This is a genomic window from Autumnicola musiva (assembly GCF_031846585.1).
Taxonomy (GTDB): domain Bacteria; phylum Bacteroidota; class Bacteroidia; order Flavobacteriales; family Flavobacteriaceae; genus Autumnicola; species Autumnicola musiva.
Map to the genome: position 1 here is coordinate 500180 of NZ_JAVRHK010000001.1, position 22118 is coordinate 522297.

A 22118-nucleotide genomic window follows, 5' to 3' on the forward strand; every position below is an offset into this window, starting at 1 on the left:
TCGGAATTTTACGAAAGATGTATTTCGAAAAAGCGGTCATCAACCAGAAGAAATAATGGAGAAAAATATTGTTGCTGTTGATATAGGTGCAACCAAAATTCACATTGGAATTGTGCGGGGTTCCCATATTGTGAAAGAAGTGAAATTCCCCACTAATGCCGGCACTTCAAAAGAAGATATTGTAAACAACCTGATTAGGGGAATAGAATCGCTGGAGGTAAAAGACTTTCAGGGAATTGGAATTGGCGTGCCGGGACTGGTGGATGAAAAGCAGGGAATTGTTTACGATCTTGTAAATATAGCTTCGTGGAAAGAGGTGCATTTAAAGAAATACCTGCAAGATCATTTTCATAAACCTGTTAGGATTACTAATGATGCCAATGTATTTGCATTGGGAGAAAAAATATTTGGGCAGGGTAGTAGATTTCAAAATATAGTTGGCATAACTATGGGAACTGGCTTTGGTACGGGAATAATAGCAAATAACCGGCTTTATTCCGGAAGTTTTTCCAGCGCCGGAGAACTGGGAAGCATTCCTTATCTGGACGCCACTATTGAAGATTATTGCAGCGGAAAATTTTTTAAAAATCAGTATCAGATTAGTGGAAAAGAAGTTTTTGAAAGGGCAGAAGAAGGAGATAAGCTTTGCAGGGATATTTTAAATGAATTTGGAAAGCAACTGGGGAATGCCGTAAAGATCCTTCTTTTTATACTTTCTCCTGAAGCTATTTTTCTTGGAGGATCGGTAAGCAGGTCTTTTAAATATTTTGAAGATGAACTTCAAAAATCTATTAGTACTTTTCCATTCAAAAAGGTATTGAACAAACTGGTGCTTCAACCTTCAGAAATGTCAAATGTGGCAATTTTGGGTGCTGCAGCCCTCATTGTTTCCGAACTATCTGAAGAAAAAATATCCGCTCCAAAAGTCAAAAAAGAAATTATATCCTAAAAATTAATTCTCAAAAATGGCAAATTCAGTCGCAACAGAAAATGGTAAGCCTTCCCAAACCAATGGAAATACCGGTCGCTCCATAATTATAATTGGAGCTTTATTTTTCATCTTCGGATTCGTTACCTGGCTCAATGCCCTATTGATCCCTTACCTCAAGATTGCCTGTGAGCTTACCACTTTTCAGTCTTACTTTGTGACTTTTGCTTTTTATATAGCCTACGTGGTCATGGCACCGGTTTCTACCAGAACGCTTAATTACTTCGGATTTAAAAAAGGAATGTCGGTTGCGCTTATTTTAATGGCTGTAGGCGCACTCCTATTCATTCCGGCTGCAATTACGCGGTTTTATCCGCTTTTCCTTACCGGGCTTTTCATTATGGGTAGCGGACTGGCAGTTTTACAGACCGCTTCCAATCCTTATGTGACTATTGTAGGCCCCGCTGAAAGTGCGGCGAAGCGGATAAGTATTATGGGAATTTGTAATAAGCTGGCAGGGGCGGCTGCTCCTATTATCATTGGTTTTTTTCTTCAGCTGGAAAAAGCTGAAGAACTTGCGGGAACCACCAATGAAGCTGCTCTTGATGAGATGGCGCTAAGAGTTATTCCTCCATACATAGGGATAATTGTTGTGCTGCTTATTCTGGCCTTTTGGGTGTACAAATCAAGCCTTCCGGAAGTTGAGGCAGAAGAAGATGATGAGAATGCTGTTAAGACGAAGAAAAAGGTTACAGATTATCCACACGCCATTCTTGGGGTAGTTACTCTTTTTATTTACGTAGGCGTTGAAGTAATTGCTGCCGATACTATTATTGATTATGGCATTTTTCAGGGATTTGACTTTGAAACAGCTAAAAGTTTTCCAACAGGTACGATGGTATCGATGATTGTGGGTTACCTCATAGGTATTGTAGCCATTCCTAAATATATAAAGCAAGAAGATGCCTTAAAAGTGTGTGCTCTTCTGGGAGTTGTTTTTACGCTTATTGCCATCTTCACTTCAGGATTTATATCTGTAGCTTTTATTGCCCTGCTGGGATTGGCAAATTCCCTTATGTGGCCCGCTATATGGCCTTTAGCTTTGGCAGATGTGGGAAAACTCACAAAAAAAGTTTCTTCCCTCCTTGTTATGGGGATCGCAGGGGGAGCTGTTATACCATTATCCTACGGAGGTTTGGCAGGAGTGTGGGACAAACAGGAAGCTTACTGGATTGTTGTGCCCCTATATTTATTTATCCTTTACTATGCCACCGCAGGCCATAAAATTAGGGCATAAAGCTCAAAAAAGAGAGGGTTATAATAATATCCGATTTTAAAGGTGCTCAAATGAAATTAAGAAACTTCATGGTGCTGTTTTATCAGATTTTAATCTTAATTCTAAATTTTAAACTATTTTAGATAATTTTATCCGCTGAATTGATCCTCAAAACAAATTGAGGAATGATATTATATTTTAAAATGGAAAAAAAATTTACCGATACCGAGGAAAATTCCAGGTATGATGATTTGGAGAAAATGAGCACCGAAGCCCTTTTAAATAATATAAATAAGGAAGATAAAACAGTTGCTGAAAGTGTTGAAAAACAAATTCCGGAAATGGAGGCCCTCGTGGATGAGGTTGCGTCCAAGATGAAGACTGGTGGCAGGCTTTTCTATATAGGCGCTGGAACTAGCGGAAGATTAGGTGTACTCGATGCATCGGAATGTCCGCCAACATTTGGAGTTTCAGATCATATGGTAATAGGTTTGATTGCCGGCGGGGATATCGCCCTAAGGAATGCAGTGGAAAATGCTGAAGATGATTTGGAGCAGGCCTGGAAAGATCTTCAGGAATATGATATTTCAGAAAATGACGTTTTAATAGGAATTGCGGCTTCTGGAAGCACCCCTTATGTAATAGGAGGTATAAAAAAAGCCCGGGAATATGGAATTTCTACCGGTTGTATAACCTGCAGCTCTAACAGTCCATTAGCAGAAGTTTCTGAATTTCCCATAGAAGTAATTACAGGTCCTGAATTTGTAACAGGAAGTACAAGAATGAAAGCCGGAACAGCGCAAAAAATGGTTTTGAATATGATTTCTACCAGCGTGATGATAAAATTGGGGAAGATAAAGGGCAATAAAATGGTAGATATGCAACTCTCCAATAAGAAGCTGGTTGGTCGTGGTACCCGAATGATTATGGAAGAATTAAATATTGATGAGGCTGAAGCCGCTCGATTACTTCAACAATACGGTAGTGTAAGAGAAGTTATTGCCCATTATCAACTTTAATAACAAGGATTTCCGACCGATTTAAAGCTCGGCAAAGTTGGGAGCTCGAAAAGGAACAGGATATTTAATTATCTGAATATCAATTTATTTTGCTAGCATTTATAAATTAGATTACCGGTTAGAAACCGGTATTGAGATCTTTTTATTCTATCATAATAAAGTTAAACCGTGTTTAGCATAATTTTCAAGATAATGTGAGTCAGGTTCTAATTCAGTGATCAAGGTATCTACGGCATTTATTTCACAAATTTTAAACCGGTTAGATGTATTTAATTTTTTGGAGATGGTAAGAGAGACCAATCTCTTGGAAGCTTTTATCATCGCCTTTTTCATTTGGGCAATCTCCCAGTCAATTTCTGTAATACCCTTCTCAATATCCATATAGCCGGTACCTAAGAAACAGATGTCTGCCGTAATTTCAGACAGCATATTTATTGAACTTCCTCCTATAGCCAGTTGCGAGCCCTGGGATAATTTTCCGCCAATAAGATGCACCTCAATGTTTTTTGATGCGTTGTTTAATAACTCAACAGCCATTGGCAGGCTGGGAGTGAAAAGTGTAAGTTCCATTTTTTTTGGAAGCAATTTTGCCAATTCCAGGTTTGTTGAACCGCCGCTAATCAGGATTACATCCCCGTGGTTTAAAAGGGAAATTCCTTTCCTGGCAATAATAGATTTATTCTCATATTCATAAATTTCCCTGCTTTGGTCTGAATGAATATTAAATCCATTTGAAACCGCTCCACCATGAACCTTTTTTAGATTATCAGATTTATCCAGTTCTATAAGATCTCTGCGCACTGTGTCCATGGAAACATTCAGTATATGAGCCAGGTCGCTTAAGAGTACCCTGTTGTGCATATGAACTTCATTTAATATTATTTGATGGCGTTCTGATTTCCTCATATAATTATTTTGATATTTCTCTAAGCTAATTATAATGTTAAATTTTTTTGATGCAATCCCACTTTAAGAGATCAATAATTATTTTTCAAAATAATAAAAATGCAATAAAAACCTGCAGTTTTAAATTTAGTAATAGTAATAATCGCATAATAAGGAATTATTTGCAGCTTTAAATTGCTTTTAATCAATTAATATAATAAGTTTGTTTGGATACTAATTGTTAACGGAATATTATGAAAAAAAAATTACGTAACTCAATTTTGTTAATTCTGTTATTGTTTTCGGTGCAGGTATGGGCACAGCAGCGGGAAATAGCAGGAACGGTGGTAGATGAAGAAGGTGTGCCTTTACCAGGTGTGAATGTATTAGTAAAAAATACTACCACAGGAACAGTTACCGATTTTGATGGAAATTTTAGGCTCGAGGTTCCAGATAAGGATAATACCATCCTGGTTTTTTCCTCTATAGGATTTGCTGAACAGGAAATCATGATTGGCGAAAAAAACAATTTCAACATTTCCATGGCAGTAGATACCGAAAGCCTTAATGAAGTAATTGTTACCTCTTTTGGTATCGAAAGAAATAAAAAATCCCTGGGATATGCCATTCAGGATATTAAAACTGAGGAACTCCAGGAAGGAAATCAAAAGAATATAGTTAGTGGGCTACAGGGTAAGGTAGCCGGGGTTTCTATTACTAATTCAGGTGGAGCTCCAGGTTCTTCTGCAAGTATTTATTTAAGAGGGGGTACCTCAATTACAGGAAATAACGAGCCATTATTTGTTATAGATGGTGTCCCAATGGATAATTCCACAGGTGCCAGCACCTCTGTTCCAAGTATTAACCGGGCTGCCGACTTAAATCCTGAAGACATAGAAAGCATTTCAGTCCTTAAAGGGCCTGCCGCTGCAGCATTATATGGGATTCAGGCTTCTAACGGAGCGATAGTGATTACCACCAAAAATGGAAAACCAGGAGTAAGCAGCATAACCTATTCAGGAACTTTTTCTGTTGATAATATTTTGGGAACACCAGATGTTCAGCAGGTATATGGCCAGGGCCAGCAGGTTTTAAGTACCGATGGGTTTAGTTATGTTACAGAATCTGAATTTAGCTGGGGTCCGGAGGTACCTTCAGGAGAGCAGGTTTATGACCATATTGATAATTTTTATCAAACCGCCTTTACCCAGGATCATAACGTAAGCTATTCCGGCGGTACTGAGAAAGGTACTATGTATCTTTCCATTGGTGATTTATCCCAGGATGGCGTTATAGAAGGTACGGGATATGATAAAACTTCCTTTAAAATAAATACATCCTCAAATGTTACAGATGATTTAACTGTAGGCGCATCTGCTAACTATATTGTAACAGAGATTGAAAATACGCGCCAGGGAAGTGTCTCCGGGAGTAGTTTTAATAGTTTATTATCTTACCCTGTAAATGTAGATATTACCGATTATTTAGATGCGGGTGGTTCTCAATCAACATTTTATAACAATCAGCAATTTGATAATCCATACTGGAGTTTAGCCAATAGCCCTAATAACAATAAAGTTAATCGTTTATTGGGTATTTTAAACGTGAGCTATAATTTCTTAGATGATTTTAATATCTCATATAAGCTTGGTACAGATTATTACAGAGAATTTAATAAAAGAGTTATAGGTGAAGGTTCTCTTATTGAAAATAGATCGGATGGTTATATTGACCAGTCTGAAAGAGAATTTAGGAGAACTACTTCCAATTTAATTTTGCGTTATACCAAAGACATAACAGAAGACTTTGGGGTAGAGGCCTTAATAGGGAATACGGTGGAAGACGAAAAAAATCATTATATTTTTACCTATGGTGACGGTTTTTTAGCACCCGGTATAATCTCTATAAATAATGTAGCCCAGGAAGATCAAAGTGTAACAGAAACAATCTTAAGAAGAAGAAACATAGGGGTTTTTGGAGAATTGAAATTAGCGTATCGTGACGCATTATTTTTAAATTTTACAGGTAGAAATGACTGGACTTCAACTTTACCAAAGTCAGATTGGTCTTTCTTCTACCCATCGGTTGGGGGATCTGCAATAATCACAGAATTATTTGAGCAAAATGGTAATGACATTACTTCAGATAATGGGTTATCTTATCTAAAATTAAGAGCAACATATGCTCAGGCTGGAAAAGATGCGCTAACACCTGGTTTATTACAAACCCTTATAAGTACCAATATTAACCCACTGGCAAGTTCTGCTTATAGTTTTAATGGGGTAGATGTTGGTAACCCGGAATTAAAACCTGAATTTACCGATACCTATGAAGTAGGTTTTGATGCCCGTTTTTTTCAGAATAGAATAAGCTTGGATTTTGGTCTTTACTATACTAAATCTACAGATCAGATATTACGGGATATTAGAGTACCTCCATCCTCGGGAACGTTTTATTCAACTTTAAATAATGATGGAGAGATTGAAAATAAAGGTCTTGAAGCCTTACTAACAGCCAGCATATTTCCAAGAGAAAATGAGTTCCAATGGGATATGACCTATAATCTTGGTATGAATAAGAATGAAGTTTTGGGCCTTCCGGGGCAGTTAGATGAGGTTTATTTATCTGATTCCTGGGCGTTTGGCAATAATGCTGCCGGTGCAGCCATTTTAGGGGGTTCTCTTTTTGGTTTAAGGGGTTACCGTGCCGTGAGAAATGATACCGGAGAACTGGTAATTGGATCCGACGGCTTTCCGCAGCTGGAAACTGTGGTATTTGAAGATGTAAACAGGTTGCCGGACTGGACCTTGGGAATTACCAATTCCTTCTCTTATAAAAACTTTAATCTTCGCTTTTTACTGGATCTTGTACAGGGACAGGATGCCTATAATGCTACTAAATCTGCTTTGGCTTATTATGGTTTGGCGGAAGAAACGCTTAACAGAAATTCTGAGGGCACACGGGTAGTGGAGGGCGTTATGGCAGATGGTAGCCCCAATACAACAGTAGTTTCAGAAATGGACTATTATCAACAATATTATTCCCAGGATGCGGAGAATTTTATAGAGGATGCTTCTTTCACCAGGCTTAGGTATGCAACCTTAACTTATAACCTGCCATCAAATTTATTAGATAGACTTAACATTGCTTCCGCTCAAATTTCAGTTACCGGTAGGAATTTATTTACCATAACCGATTATTCCGGGGTTGATCCTGAAGTAAATACTTTTGGTGCGGGAATTCAAGGAGCAGGTTCAGTAGGAATAGATAATCTGGGAACTCCAAATACCAGGGGATTTGATTTAGGATTAAGATTTAAATTTTAGAAATTATGAAGTATATATATAGATTCCTATGCCTTATAGGCATAATAGCAACCTTTAGTTGTGAAGACTATTTAGATGTAAATGATTCCGTAACCAATCCAACAAATACAGGTTTGGCGCCACAGTACCGTATTGAAGGAGCTATAGAAAACACCGTAGCTACCGCACAATATCGTGGAATCCGGGAGGTATTGGGAGTAGTACAATATGGTTCCCAAAATACCCCGGCATATTATTCAGAATCATGGAACACTTCTTTAACTACAGGTAGTTATTTTCTTTGGCAAAACGTATATGTTTATGCATTACCAAATACTGCAGATTTAATTTATTTAGGAGAAGAATATAATTCCCCGCATTATACCGCAGTGGGTAAAATCCTTAGGGCATACCTTTTTGGAATGGCTACAGATCAATATGGAGCTATTGTTACTTATGATAGTTATGATCCTGAAAGAACAATAGAATTGGAACCGGAATTTGTTTCTCAGCCTGAAGTTTATGAGCTGATATTTACACTTTTGGATGAAGCGCTTTCAGAACTGGATATGGAAAGTGAAATTTCATTAAATGCTGCAGAAGGGGATATTCTTTACAATGGAGATCTTGAGCAGTGGAAACGCTTTGCTTACTCCCTTAGAGCAAGATATTTAAATCATCTTATCAAAAAATCATCTGGCGAATTTGCTTACGATCCACAGGCCGTTATAGAAGCTGCAGAAAATGGGTTCATTTCCAATCAGGATAATGCCTTAATTACGTACGGGGGAGGAAATGCTTCTAACGATAATCAACCATTTAGTGTGAATGGTTATGGTTCCACCAGATTCGATTACTTCTCTGAATTTTTTGTAGAGCTTTTAAAAGATCCATTAAATACGGAGAGCGAATTTAGAGATCCAAGATTACCTGTTATAGTTCCTGAGGCTGTTAATGGTGGTTACCAGGGTGTTGTTACAGGTGCCGGGGTAGAGAATGAGGAAGAAGAAGGTGATAATTATTCCGTTGGTTACGGGGGTTTTTATACTTCTCCCGATTCGCCTACTTATATGATGACATATAGCGAAGTTAAATTTATTGAAGCTGAAGCAAGGTTTAGAAATGGAGATGTAGCAGGTGCATATGCGGCTTATAAAACAGGAGTGGAAGCAGATCTTGAAAAATTAAATGTCCCTTCTGAAGAGATTTCAGGCTATTTAAACCAGATAGATGAAGAAATTGGTCAATCAAATTTTGGACTTTCTCAAATATTTGTGCAAAAATATATCGCCAATATGCTAAACCCTGAAACCTGGGTAGATTTTAGAAGAATGGATTATAACGATGAAATTTATCCCGGCCTTGAACGTCCGGAAAATGTAAACGTAAGCCTTTTCCCGGGGGAAGACGACTGGCTGGAAGCCATGATGTATGAATATAATGAAGAGGATCGTAACTATGAAAATATGCCAGATAATGATCCAGCTACCAGGCTTACCACACCATTATGGTGGGATACTGAAGAATAAAAATTTTTGAAGCTTTAATAATCTGGAAAACCTGAATTTTTATATTGGGTTTTCCAGATTTTTCTTTAAATAATCGCAGGCATTTTTCGTTATTAAGTTTTTACTTATTTATCTCATGACTGGAAAAAGAAGCTATTACCTGTTGTTTCTAATTTGTTTTTTAAGTCTTAACAGCTGCAAAACCACTCAATCTACAGCACCTGTAAAGCAGCCGCCAGAGGTTGAAAAATCAAATGAAGTTTCACCGACAGAAGATAAACCATCCTCGGAAATTCCTTCTATAGAAAAAGAAGAAATTCAACCTGTTCCTGTTGCAAAAAAGGAAAAAGTAAATTTTCCGCAGGCAGATCGGGAATTTCGTGCTGCCTGGGTGGCTACTGTAGCCAATATTAACTGGCCCAGCCGCCCCGGGCTTAATTCAAAAGAACAACAACGGGAAGCAATCGGGCTTCTTGATTTTTTAAAGAATCATCATTTTAACGCGGTAATTTTACAGGTAAGGCCACAGGCAGATGCTTTATACCAAAGCGACCTGGAACCCTGGTCCTATTTTTTAACTGGAAAACAAGGCCAGGCTCCTGAACCATTCTACGATCCATTACATTTTTGGATAGAAGCAGCGCATGATCGCGGGCTGGAACTGCATGCCTGGTTAAACCCATACAGGGCGCATCACACTACCGGTAAAGAAATAAGTGAACAATCGGTTATTAAAACAAATCCGGAGCTGGTGGTGAAGCTTGAAAACGGCATGTGGTGGATGGATCCTTCAAAAGAGGGAACTAAAAAACGCACCACTAATGTGGTGATGGATCTTATAAAACGATATGATCTGGATGGAATTCATTTTGATGATTACTTCTATCCCTATGCTTCCTACAATAATGGTAAAGATTTTCCTGATGATGAGACCTGGAATATTTACCTGAAGCAGAGTGGAAAACTTTCCAGAGCGGACTGGAGGCGGGAGCACGTTAATTCTTTTGTAGAAAACCTTTATAATAAAATTAAAGCTGAAAAGCCTCGCGTGAAGTTCGGGTTAAGTCCGTTTGGAATCTGGCGCCCCGGTTATCCTGAATCCATTGCAGGTATGGACCAGTACAACGAACTATATGCAGATGCAAGATTATGGCTAAATAAGGGCTGGATAGATTATTATTCGCCACAGCTTTATTGGAGAATTAATAAGCTTCCCCAAAGTTTCCCCGTGCTACTAGGCTGGTGGTCTGCTGAAAACACCAGAAATAGGCATTTATGGCCGGGTATAAATGTGGGGCTAAGCGCAGAGGATAATAATCCTCACGAGACAATTAGCCAGATTATGATTACCCGCGGAATGTTACCTGAAAGTCCAGGGGTGCTGCACTGGAGTATTGCTCCGCTCATTAAAAACCCTTCTCTGGCGACAGGAATTTTAGAAGGTCCTTATCAAAAAGAAGCTTTGGTACCGACCACGCCCTGGCTGGATAATGAACCTCCAAAATCTCCTGTTAGCGTTTCTGAAATTGTAGGAGAAAAGTTAAAAATTACCTGGGTGCCTGCTAATCCTGAAAATATTTTCCGTTACGTGCTCTACTACAGGTATAATGATAACTGGAATTACAAAATTTTGAATAGAAAAGATAATATCCTTGAACTCCCGGCCTTCATCAGGAATAAAAATTCAGAAAAAATAAATATTAAGGCTGTTGCGGTAACAGCTGTTGACCGCATGGGAAATGAAAGTGACTTTCAGGAGGTATTAATTAAGAACGCAGCCTTTAAATAAACCTTATGTCACCATTATTGGTTTTTAGTATTATAGCGGGTTATTTCCTAATCTTACTGGTGATAAGTTATTTTACCTCCGGAAAAGCCGATAATGCGACTTTTTTTACTGCGAATAAAGAATCTCCCTGGTTTTTGGTGGCATTCGGCATGGTGGGAGCCACTCTTTCCGGCGTCACTTTTATCTCAGTTCCCGGAGAAGTTGGAAATTCAAACTGGACTTATCTTCAGTTCGTAATGGGGAATATGGTAGGTTATGGGGTTATTGCCCTAATTCTTATTCCTTTATTTTATAAGCTGAATTTGATCTCTATTTATGAATATCTTAGAAATAGGTTTGGTCAAAAAGCTTATTTAACAGGTTCTTCTTTTTTTATCATCTCTCAAACCATAGGAGCTTCTTTTCGTCTTTTCCTGGCAGCACTGGTGTTGCAAATTGCTTTTTTTGACACTTTTGAAATCCCCTTTTTTGTCACCGTACTCACCACCATTTTACTAATATGGCTATATACCTTCAGGGGAGGTATAAAAACTATTGTATGGACAGATACACTGCAAACTACCTTCCTTTTGCTGGCTGTGATTATTAGCATGTATATTATCTTAAATCATCTGGAACTTTCTATTCTCCAGATGGTAAAAGTAGTATCCGAAAGTAAAATGTCTGATATTTTTGAATGGAATTGGCGTTCAGATCGAAACTTTTTTAAAACTTTTCTGGCAGGAATTTTTATCACGATTGCCATGAATGGTCTGGATCAAAACGTGATGCAGAAAAACCTCACCATCAAAAGAACTAAAGATGCGCAAAAGAATATCCTCTGGTTCGCTATTACTTTTTTTATTGCCACAGTGCTTTTTCTCACTTTGGGGATTTTGCTATATAAATTTGCCTTTGACACAGGAATCACCATTCCCGATAGCACGGATGATCTTTATCCAATGCTCGCTTTAAACCACTTCGGAATAGCTGCCGGCATTGTTTTTCTTCTAGGTATTACTGCCGCTGCTTTTTCAAGTGCAGATTCGGCCTTAACCGCTTTAACCACTTCATTTTGTGTGGATATTTTAGACTTGCCTTCCAGAAAAGCTAAAGGACAACAAAAAACAAGGCTTGCAGTTCATCTTGGTTTTACCGCTCTTATGTTTTGCGTTATTATGGTTTTTAATCAGATTAATGATAGTAGTGTGGTAAATGCAGTTTTTAAAGTGGCGGGATTCACCTACGGGCCATTGCTTGGTCTTTTTAGCTTTGGTTTACTTTCCAAAAAGCAGGTAAAGGATAAATTTGTGCCGCTTATTTGTATAATTTCTCCTATTATTTGTGTTATTCTCGACCTGAATTCTGCAACCTGGTTCTACGGTTACAGTTTCGGATTTGAAATCTTGCTGGTAAATGCGCTGCTAACCTGTTTTGGACTGTTTATGATTAGAAAATCGACTATTTCAAAAAATAATTATGGAACTTAGAACATATGCTTTAGATCTCGAACTAAAAGATCCGTTCAGGATAAGCCATAGCTCACGTAATGTGCAACCAACGCTTATTGTGGAACTTAAACATGGCGAATTTACCGGGTATGGCGAAGCAGCGGCAACTTCCTATTATGGGATGAGCACCAAAGAGATGAGCAGGCAAGTAGAAAAAGTTATTCCTGTACTTTCTGAAAACATTCATAAAACCCCTGAAGAAATTTGGCAAATTACGGCTCCATATTTTAAAGATAACTCCTTTGCCCAATGTGCACTGGATATTGCGGTGCACGATCTCTACGGAAAAACCAAAAGCATGCCTCTTTATAAAATTTGGGGTCTGGAATTAATAAACCTTCCTGTTTCAAATTATACCATCGGCCTTGGTAGCGTAGAAGAAATGGTACAGAAAATGACGAATTTTCCATGGCCTTTATACAAAATAAAATTAGGCACTAACGAAGACGTTCAAATTGTAAAGGAACTGCGGAAGCACACCAATGCTGCATTCAGGGTAGATGCTAACTGCGCCTGGACAGCTGAAGAAACGATTAAAAATGCCGTTTTGCTGAAGGATTTAAATGTAGAATTTCTGGAACAGCCTTTGCCGAAAGATGATTTTGATGGTATGAAGAAGGTTTTTAAAGAATCGGTATTGCCGGTTATTGCCGATGAAAGCTGTATTGCTGAAGCCGATGTAAGAAAATGTGCGGGTTATTTTCACGCCATTAATATAAAACTAACCAAATGCGGAGGGCTTACCCCTGCCCGGAGGATGATTGCTGAAGCAAAATCCCTTGGATTAAAGGTTATGGTAGGTTGTATGACCGAGTCTACCGTGGGGATTTCGGCCATTGCGCATCTATTGCCTTTATTGGATTATGTAGATATGGACGGGGCTTTACTTCTTAAAAATGATATAGCCGAAGGGGTAAAATTAAAAGATGGAAAAGTACATTTTCCTGAAAGGAACGGTACCGGAGCAAAATTGATTAAATTTACATAAAATATACAATGAAGATGAAAAAGATATTGAAATTAGCCTTTTTGTCCCTGTTTTTATTGATGCTGGGCAGTTGTAATAATGGTGAAAATGAAAATTCTGAAGCCCCTAATAAGGCTGAAAATGTGATTGCTGAGGTTCGGCAGGAATATGCGCCGGATAAACGCGTAGCACTTTTTGATGTTCAGGCAGAAGAAAATAAGGAAGCTTTTATCTTAAAAGGAGAATCTAATCTTCCTGAAGCCGTTAAAAATTTAAAAGAAAAACTGAAGTCTCAAAACATCAATTATAGGGATAGTATTCAAATGCTTCCGGAAGAAGAGCTGGCTAACAGTAAAGGAATTATTAAAATTTCCGTGGCTAATCTAAGGGGAGATGCAAGGCATTCTGCCGAGCTGGTTACGCAAGCTACGCTTGGTATGCCGGTAAATGTTTATAAAAAAGACGGGAACTGGTACCTTATACAAACTCCAGATGATTACCTGGCATGGGTAGATGGCGGTGGAGTACAGATTTATTCCGAAGAAGAATATAAAAACTGGAAATTTTCAGAAAAACTAATTTACCTTCAGCCTTTTGGAAATTCTTTTGCTGAAGCAGATTCAGGTTCAGAGATAGTATCTGATCTTGTTGCGGGTGACATTCTGGAATTAACAGGTACCGAAAATGACTTTTTTAAAGTTGAATATCCTGATGGCAGAACGGCTTTTATTCAGCAAAATGAAGCGAAAGAATATGAAGAATGGTTAAATAGTTTGAATCCTGAAGGAGAAGATCTTATTGCGACTTCCAAAAAGCTGATGGGACTGCCATATTTATGGGGTGGAACTTCTCCTAAGGGAGTAGACTGTAGTGGATATACCAAAACCATTTATTTTTTAAACGGAATGGTGATACCACGTGATGCTTCCCAACAGGTGCATACGGGAAGACTCGTAGATTCCACTAGAAATTTTGAAAACCTGATTCCGGGAGATCTGCTTTTCTTCGGAAGACCGGCTACAGATTCCACTTCAGAAAGGGTGGTACACGTGGGTATGTGGATTGGGAACAACAGGTTTATTCATTCTTCGGGCAGTGTGCGTATTAGTAGTATGGATAAAAATGCTGAAGATTTTGACAAGGGTAATCATGACCGATATTTAAGAAGCAAACGTGTGCTAAACGAGGAAGGGGAGGGGCTTACCTATCTTCGGAAAAAAGATATTTTTACCACAGATGCTGCTTCTGCAGAAGCTTCAGAATAAATTACCTTTTGAAGATAAATCATTGGAGGGATTTTCTATAAAGATCGTATAGTACTTTAAGGTCATGTTCGCTTAGAATTCCATTTATATCTTCCTGGATGAAATGTAATTCAAAAGCCTGAATGGCCGAAGACAGATTTGAAGTATCGTATCCAATAATCTTCAGCGCATCCACATAATTAAAATCTGAAGGAATTACTGCAGGAAAAAGAAGACGGTCCAGAAATGGCAGTTTTTGAGTGAGTGAATTTAATTGTGTAATAAGCAATTGGTTCTGCGTATTGAAAAATGCTTCTTCCATCTGGAGATTTTCAACAATTTCCTTGCTATACCACATCCCATAACCTTCTTCTGCTAATTTTTCCCACGGAAAATAAACACTGGGATCTACCTTTCTGGAAGGTGCGATATCGGAATGGCCAATGAAATTCTCAGCGGGAATTTTATATTTCCTCTTCAGCATTTCCAGTACGTCCAGCAGACTTTTAATTTGAGCATCGCTGAAATCCTCAAAACCATTATTATCGAGTTCTATCCCAATAGAAGCAGAGTTAAGATCATTGGTAGTTCCCCAGCTGCCAGCGCCTCCATGCCATGCACGGTAATAATCATTCAGCATATGATATACTTCTCCATCCCGGCCAATCACATAATGGGAGCTAACCTGCGTGCGGGGCAGCGTAAAGGTTGTTAAAGTCTGTTCTACTGAATCCTGTGCAGTATGATGGATTACTACATAATTGGGCTTCCTGAGGTTAAAATTAGTGGTCCCAACCCAATTTTTTCCATACTGTATTTTGGATGTATCTGATAACTCCTCTTCAGGAGAAATCCGTAGTTCTTTAGCGTACGCCTTCGTTTGCTTCTTATAAACCCTGTTGGTTTTGGAGTAGGGATTGGAACTGCATGAAACCATAATACATATGGAGGCAAGCAGCAAGGAAGCGGTAAATATCTTATTCATATTATATATTATTTATAATCTCCCAGAATTCTTCTTGAGGCTTAGTTTACTAAAAAAGTGGAAATTTACTTTTGGGATTCCGCGAGGGGGAATTTCCATCTTACAAATGCTTCCATAGCTTCATAGTTGGCGAGCCCCAATTTATGATAATCTGCTGCTGTTTCCCGGTTCCTTTCCTGCGCCCTCACCCAAAATTCCCGCTCATCATCTCCCGGAAATACCGGACGGTCTTTTTGGGACTGATGCTGAAAAATGGCATTTTTCTTACGTTCCACTTCCTGAGGGGATAGCGGTACGGCCATTTCAATCTCATGGGTTTCAAATTCATGCCATGCGCCTCTGTACATCCACAGCCAGGTTTCTCTGGCCCATTCTTCAGTTTTACGCAGTTTTTCCATGGCTGCCACAACAATTTTAAAACATACCAGGTGCGTACCATGTGGATCTGCAAAATCTCCCGCAGCAAATATCTGGTGAGGTTTTATTTTCTGAAGGAGTTCAATGGTTAATTCCACGTCCTTATCGGTAACCGGATTTTTTACAGTTTTTCCGGTTTCGTAAAAAGGCAGCGCCATAAAATGGATATTTTTATCCTGAAGTCCGGCATAACGCGCTCCTGCAATGGCTTCGCTTTTTCTAATAAATGCCTTTACATTCCGCACCTCGGGAAGATCAATTTGATTTGGCTGTTTCTGCTTAATAAAATTTCGCATTTGCTCATAAACCCCTTCTGGTTTTAAAGTGTCTTCCCCAATGCTCTTATTAAAATCTATGGCAAATTCCATATATCTCAGCACATCAGTATCCCAAACTGCGGTGTTTCCTGAAGTCTGGTAAGCCACATGCACATCGTGTCCCTGGTCTACCAATCTTATAAAAGTCCCACCCATAGAAATTACGTCATCATCGGGGTGGGGAGAAAAAATTACAGACCTTTTTTTTGCGGGTTCAGCCCGTTCGGGACGCTGTGAATCATCAGCGTTGGGTTTTCCACCCGGCCAGCCGGTAATGGTATGCTGCAACTGATTAAAGACATCAATATTAATATTATAAGCAGGCCCTTTTTCCGTAGCAAGCTGGGCCATACCGTTATTGTTATAATCTTCGTCCGTTAATTTCAGAATAGGTTTGTTCACCGCACCAGATAACCAGATGACGGCTTTTTTAATAAGATGCTTGTCCCAGATACAATCCTTTACCAGCCATGGGGTATTGAAGCGGGTTAATTCTGAAGCCGCATCTTCATCCAGGACAAATTCGGTATTATCTGAAAGTTGCAGGTAAGTGGCAGGAACTTCGCCTGAAATTTCACCTTCCACTGCCTTTTTAATTATGGAAGCTTTTTTGGTGTTCCACGCCATCAGGATAATTTCACTGGCTTTAAAAATTGTCCCTATGCCCATAGTAATGGCCTTGGTGGGCACATTTTCCTTTCCGCCAAAATCCCGGGAAGCATCACGCCTTGTAAGATCATCAAGTGTTACCAGCCTGGTGCCGGAATTGGGGGCAGATCCCGGTTCATTAAACCCGATATGCCCTGTTCTACCAATTCCAAGAATCTGAAGGTCCAATCCTCCCAGTTCCCCTATTTTATTTTCATAAGCAATACAATAGTCAGCAATGTCCTCTTTATTTAAAGTTCCATCCGGTATATGTATATTTTCCTTTTTTATGTCTATATGATCAAAAAGGTTTTCATACATAAAAGTAACATAGCTCTGCCTGGAATCGGGTGTCATCGGGTAATATTCATCCAGGTTAAATGTCACCACATTGCTGAAGCTTAGCCCCTCTTCCCGGTGCATTCTAACCAGTTCAGCATAAACTTCTACGGGAGTAGCCCCGGTGGCAAGGCCAAGTACGGCAGTTTCTCCGTTTTTCTGCTTTCTTTTAATGAGATTAACAATACGGTTTGCTACATTTTTTGAAGCAATGTGCTGATCTTTATAAACGTTTACAGGAACTTTTTCAAAACGGGTTTCCTCAAGAAGGTTTAATCTTGCCATAGGGTTAGAGATAATTGAATTGTTTTATAATTATTTTTTGTTTTCTAGACAGTGTTTGCTGTATTAATCTGATTTTCAAAAATGTTTTTCATCACCGTGGCAACAGATCCCAACAGTACCGAATCGTCACCCAATGTAGACAGGGAAATTTCAGTTTTTTCCCTTAGTTGGGCCATACAATAAGTGTTGATGGATTGTTGAATAGGAGTGGTTATAAATTGTTTTGCATCTGCAAATTTTCCTTCCAGTATTACGAGCTCAGGATTAAAAAGCTGGATTAAAATGGCAATTCCTTTACCCAGGTTGATACCAACTTCAGATAGTATATTAATAGCAAACTGGTCTCCTTTATTAGCAGCATCAATAATAATTTGTGGCTGAATCCCCTCTATTTCCTTATCAGGCAGCCTGCTCAAGATAGAACTTGCACCTGCTTTAATTCCTTCTTTTGCCATACGGGACAGGGCAAGGCCGGAAGCTACTGTTTCCAGGCATCCCCGTTTTCCGCAGTGGCAGAGCAATCCATCATCAATAAGCGGGATATGCCCAAACTCCCCCGCAAAACCGGTTGAACCCTGGTGCATTTTTCCTTCTATTATAATTCCCAGCCCAATTCCCCAGTCCATAGAAATTACCAGGACATTCTTTTTATCGCTGGCGAGGCCAAAATTGAATTCGGCCAGACAGGCACTTTTTGCATCATTAAGAATGAAAACAGGCTTATCAAATTTTCTTTTAAGAGCTTGCTCAAGGGATTCCGATTGTTCTTCATTCAGGAAATAAGTAAAATTCTTACCTTCCCGGGAAGAAACCAAGCCGGGCATACTAATGCCAATTCCAAGCAAATATTCAGCATCTATTCCTGATTCCTTTATAAGATTGCCAGTGGTTTCAAAAAGATGATCTACGATGCTTTTTTCTTCTTCGATTTTGAAGGGAATATCCTCATACTCCACAATTTTATTGTTGAGGTTATCGAAAAGGGCCATCTTTATCTTAAACCTTTCTAATTGTACTCCAACAATATAGAATTTTTGTTCCCGAAGCGCGTATAGCTCGGGTTTGCGACCGCCCACAGATTTTCCGCGGCCATCTTTTTTAATCCATTCTTCCTCTATTAATTGGTTAAGAAGCCGAATAGAAGTAGGCGAACTGATGTTGAAATTTTCACAAATTTCAGTATTGGTTTGCGGACCTTGAAAATAGATATTCTGAAGAATTTTTATTTTTTGGAGATGTTTCTTTCGCTCGACATTACTGGAATTTACCAGATGCTCTTTTTCAGTCAATAATTCCAGGTTTTTCATATTTTTTAAAACAAAATGTTGTAATTAGATTTTGGAGCTAATAAAAGACTTTTTGCTGATTTAAAAATAGATTAAAAATATCTTTTCTCAAAAACTTATATAAAAATTTTACAAAAGATTATTTATTTATAATAAATTTATATTTTATAATATGTTGTCAATTCATTATTTGCTTCTATATTGATCCATTATTCTTTATTTCCTATTCATAAATTTACATGCGAATTTCATTAAATAATAAGCTAAATGTTACTTTGCAGATGATATCAAAAAGAATAAAACGAGTATTAATGAAGTGGCTGCCTCTTAGAAATACATATAACATTATCAATTTATCAGAATGAGAATAAAATCAGCTTTTGTAGTCGTTTTGGCTGCAGTTTTTTTTAACCTTCAGTTAAATGCCCAGGATACAACTTCGGTTCAACCTGAATTTCTTCAGTATCAAAACAGCAAATGGGTAGATTCAATTATGGAAAGCCTGACTCCCAATGAACGCATCGCCCAACTTATAATGGTGGCGGCATATTCCAACAGGGGAAGAGAGCATAAGCAGGAAATTCTCGAATTGATTAAAGAGCAAAAGATTGGCGGACTCATCTTTTTCCAGGGCGATCCTAAAACCCAGGTGGAATTGATGAATGATTATCAGCAGGCGGCGCAGGTTCCGCTTTTAGGAGCCATAGATGCGGAATGGGGGCTGGGGATGCGCCTTGATAACACCCTTAGCTTTCCCTATCAAATGGCACTGGGAGCCATTCAGGATGATAAGTTGATTTATGAGATGGGGCAGGAGGTGGCCCGGCAGATAAAAAGAACCGGGTTGCACCTGAACTTTGCACCGGTGGTAGACGTAAATAATAATCCAAATAATCCCGTTATCAACTACCGCTCTTTCGGCGAGGATAAATTTAATGTTACTGAAAAAGGCATTGCTTATATGAAGGGGATGCAGGATGCAGGGTTACTTACCACTGCAAAACATTTTCCCGGCCATGGCGATACCGATACCGATTCTCATTACGCCCTGCCGCAGATTAACCATCCGTTTGAAAGGTTGGATTCCTTGGAGATGTATCCATTTAAAAAATTAATAGAAGAAGGAATTGGCGGAGTAATGGTTGCACATTTAAACATTCCCGCGCTTGATTCCACCGGAGTGCCTTCAACTTTATCCAAAGAAATTATCACCGGAATTTTAAAAGAAAGGTTAGGTTTTGAAGGGCTAATTGTTACCGATGCCATGAATATGAAAGGCGTCACCAAGGGTAATGAACCGGGAGTGGTGGATAAAATGGCAGTTTTGGCCGGAAATGACTTGCTGGAATTTACTGAGGATGTACCCAAAGCGATTGCTGAAGTACGCAAAGCCATAGCGCAAGGCATAATTAGTCAGGCGGAAATTGATAAAAGATGCCGAAAGATTCTTGCCGTAAAACAATGGGTTGGACTGGATGATTATAAGCCGTTGCCGGTAAAGAATATCATGAAGCAGCTAAACACACCTAAGGCACTTACGCTGCAAAGAAAATTAGTGGAGGCTTCGCTCACCGTTCTTAAGAATGAGGGAAATTTACTGCCTTTAAAAAGACTGGATACTTTAAAAGTAGCTTCGGTTTCTATTGGAGCTAAAAATACAACCGAATTTCAGGAAGCTTTAAGGCTTTATAAAAAAGTCAGGCATTTCCAGTTACGCAGAGATGCCAAAACTTCAGAAATAAATAAAATAAAAGAAGAGCTGGAAAACTATAATCTTACCGTTGTTGGAATTCATGATGACAGTAAATATCCGCGGAATACGATGAAGCTTTCAGAAGAAGTCCGGGATTTTATAGGTGAACTTTCCGCAGAAAATAATACTATCATCAGCTTTTTTAAAAATCCGTATGCGCTTAATAAAATCGATAATATCGAGCAGGCGCCGGTATTGATTGAAACTTACCAGGATTCTGAAATTACTGAAGAACTGGCCGCCCAGCTTATTTTTGGCGGAATAGATGCCAACGGTAAACTACCGGTTAGGGTTGGGGAAAAATTTAAAGCCGGCCACGGGATTAATGTAAATGGAGGAATCCGATTTAAATATACCACTCCCGAAGATGCCGGGATGGATTCTAAAATATTATTAGGCCAGGTAGATTCTTTGATGAACGAGGCCATAAATGCCAAGGCAATTCCCGGAGGACAGATTTTTGTGGCCAGGGACGGGAAAGTGGTTTTGTACAAAGCCTACGGCCTTCATCGTTACAGCGATACCGTGAAAGTTGAACGTACAGATTTGTATGATTTGGCTTCGGTGACTAAAATTTCTTCAGCTTTACCGGCTTTAATGCAGTTGTACGATGAGGAACAATTCAGCCTTGAGGCAGGAATTGATGATTACCTGCCGTATTTCAGAAATTCCAATAAAGCAGAAATTCCATTTCGGCAAATTTTAACCCACCAGGCAAGGTTTAAGCCGTGGATCCCTTACTGGAAAAACACCCTTAGAAAAAACGGAAGCTATAAATGGAATACTTTTAAAAAGGATTCTTCAGCCAGGTTTCCTGTGAAGGTAGCCGATGATATGTGGTTGCATCGCAATTACAAGAAGAAGATTTTTAAGGCCATCAGGAAATCCCCGCTGGAAGAGGAGGCAAAATATAAGTATTCCGGTTTGGCCTTTTATCTGCTGCCATCTATAGTTGAAGAAATTACAGGCGAAGATTTCAGAAAGTTTATAGATGAGAATTTTTATGATAGGTTGGGTGCAACAACTTTAACTTATAAACCTTCAGAGAAATTTCCGGTGGAAAGGATTGTCCCTACAGAAAGTGATTTTTTGTTTCGGCATGTTTCAATTCATGGCAGCGTGCATGATGAAGGTGCGATTATGATGGGCGGAATTTCTGCTAATGCCGGACTTTTTGCCAACGCCAATGACCTGGCAAAACTGATGCAGATGTATTTAAACCGCGGTGTTTATGGCGGGGAGCGTTTTATTGAAGCCTCTACTTTAAATGAATTCTCCAGAACGCAGTTTCCTGATAATGACAATCGCCGTGCCATAGGTTTTGACAAACCTTCCCTGGAATATAAGGGAGAAGATAGCAACACAGCCAAAGATGCCAGCAAGGATAGTTTTGGCCATACCGGGTTTACCGGCATTTATGCATGGGTAGATCCTCAGGAAAACCTGCTCTACCTTTTTCTTTCTAACCGGGTGCTGCCTACCAGGGAAAACACCAGGCTGTATGCCTTGAATACCCGTACAAAAATTCAACAGGCTCTTTATGAGGCTATCATGAATTAAATTTTTATTTCTTTTTTCAAAAGCAGGTATTTTCAGAATTTCCTCTTAGGAATAGAGATTTCTCCACTATTATTGAAATATCTTTCACAGATTATCAATAATGCAAAATAACCTCTA

The 22118-nt window shown here is 38.9% G+C and carries 14 protein-coding genes; 10 read left to right on the forward strand and 4 right to left on the reverse strand.

Going from position 1 to position 22118, the window contains the following annotated elements:
* The first annotated feature begins 55 nt into the window (after positions 1-55).
* From RM539_RS02200 to murQ, 3 genes are all read left to right on the forward strand, one after another.
* Complete coding sequence (locus RM539_RS02200; RefSeq protein ID WP_311501859.1) at positions 56-949, forward strand: ROK family protein; 894 nt, start codon at positions 56-58, stop codon at positions 947-949.
* A 16-nt stretch (positions 950-965) separates the two neighbouring features.
* The gene (locus RM539_RS02205; RefSeq protein WP_311501860.1) at positions 966-2225 is read left to right on the forward strand and encodes a sugar MFS transporter; all 1260 of its coding nucleotides are present in this window, start codon (positions 966-968) and stop codon (positions 2223-2225) included.
* A 182-nt stretch (positions 2226-2407) separates the two neighbouring features.
* Complete coding sequence (gene murQ, locus RM539_RS02210; protein ID WP_311501861.1) at positions 2408-3223, forward strand: N-acetylmuramic acid 6-phosphate etherase; 816 nt, start codon at positions 2408-2410, stop codon at positions 3221-3223.
* A gap of 150 nt (positions 3224-3373) precedes the next feature.
* Here the strand turns inward: murQ and RM539_RS02215 are convergent, their stop codons facing one another.
* Positions 3374-4129, reverse strand: a complete 756-nt coding sequence (locus tag RM539_RS02215; RefSeq protein WP_311501862.1) for a DeoR/GlpR family DNA-binding transcription regulator — start codon at positions 4127-4129, stop codon at positions 3374-3376.
* Positions 4130-4362: 233 nt separating this feature from the next.
* Between RM539_RS02215 and RM539_RS02220 the strand changes: the two genes are divergently transcribed.
* The 6 genes from RM539_RS02220 to RM539_RS02245 all read left to right on the forward strand — a co-directional run bounded on the left by RM539_RS02220 (position 4363) and on the right by RM539_RS02245 (position 14432).
* The gene (locus RM539_RS02220; protein ID WP_311501863.1) at positions 4363-7434 is read left to right on the forward strand and encodes a SusC/RagA family TonB-linked outer membrane protein; all 3072 of its coding nucleotides are present in this window, start codon (positions 4363-4365) and stop codon (positions 7432-7434) included.
* A 5-nt stretch (positions 7435-7439) separates the two neighbouring features.
* Entirely contained in the window at positions 7440-8942 is a 1503-nt protein-coding gene (locus tag RM539_RS02225; RefSeq protein WP_311501864.1) for a SusD/RagB family nutrient-binding outer membrane lipoprotein, read from the forward strand.
* Positions 8943-9057: 115 nt separating this feature from the next.
* Complete coding sequence (locus tag RM539_RS02230) at positions 9058-10710, forward strand: glycoside hydrolase family 10-like protein (protein WP_311501865.1); 1653 nt, start codon at positions 9058-9060, stop codon at positions 10708-10710.
* A 5-nt stretch (positions 10711-10715) separates the two neighbouring features.
* Entirely contained in the window at positions 10716-12179 is a 1464-nt protein-coding gene (locus tag RM539_RS02235; RefSeq protein ID WP_311501866.1) for a sodium:solute symporter, read from the forward strand.
* Positions 12169-13188, forward strand: a complete 1020-nt coding sequence (locus RM539_RS02240) for a dipeptide epimerase (RefSeq protein WP_311501867.1) — start codon at positions 12169-12171, stop codon at positions 13186-13188. The genes RM539_RS02235 and RM539_RS02240 overlap by 11 nt, the downstream gene beginning before the upstream one ends.
* A gap of 14 nt (positions 13189-13202) precedes the next feature.
* Positions 13203-14432 (forward strand): NlpC/P60 family protein, encoded by a 1230-nt coding sequence (locus RM539_RS02245; RefSeq protein WP_311501868.1) that lies wholly within the window; start codon positions 13203-13205, stop codon positions 14430-14432.
* 19 nt (positions 14433-14451) lie between these two features.
* On the opposite strand, the gene RM539_RS02250 is transcribed toward RM539_RS02245, so the two are convergent.
* The 3 genes from RM539_RS02250 to RM539_RS02260 form a co-directional block, all read right to left on the reverse strand.
* Positions 14452-15396, reverse strand: coding sequence for an N-acetylmuramoyl-L-alanine amidase (locus RM539_RS02250; protein WP_311501869.1), 945 nt, complete (start codon positions 15394-15396; stop codon positions 14452-14454).
* 65 nt (positions 15397-15461) lie between these two features.
* Positions 15462-17402, reverse strand: a complete 1941-nt coding sequence (nagB, locus tag RM539_RS02255; protein WP_311501870.1) for a glucosamine-6-phosphate deaminase — start codon at positions 17400-17402, stop codon at positions 15462-15464.
* Positions 17403-17446: 44 nt separating this feature from the next.
* On the reverse strand, positions 17447-18709 hold the full coding sequence (locus tag RM539_RS02260) for an ROK family transcriptional regulator (protein ID WP_311501871.1): 1263 nt from the start codon (positions 18707-18709) through the stop codon (positions 17447-17449).
* 340 nt (positions 18710-19049) lie between these two features.
* On the opposite strand from RM539_RS02260, the gene RM539_RS02265 reads away from it, so the two are divergent.
* Positions 19050-22001, forward strand: a complete 2952-nt coding sequence (locus RM539_RS02265; RefSeq protein WP_311501872.1) for a serine hydrolase domain-containing protein — start codon at positions 19050-19052, stop codon at positions 21999-22001.
* Positions 22002-22118: the final 117 nt, after the last annotated feature.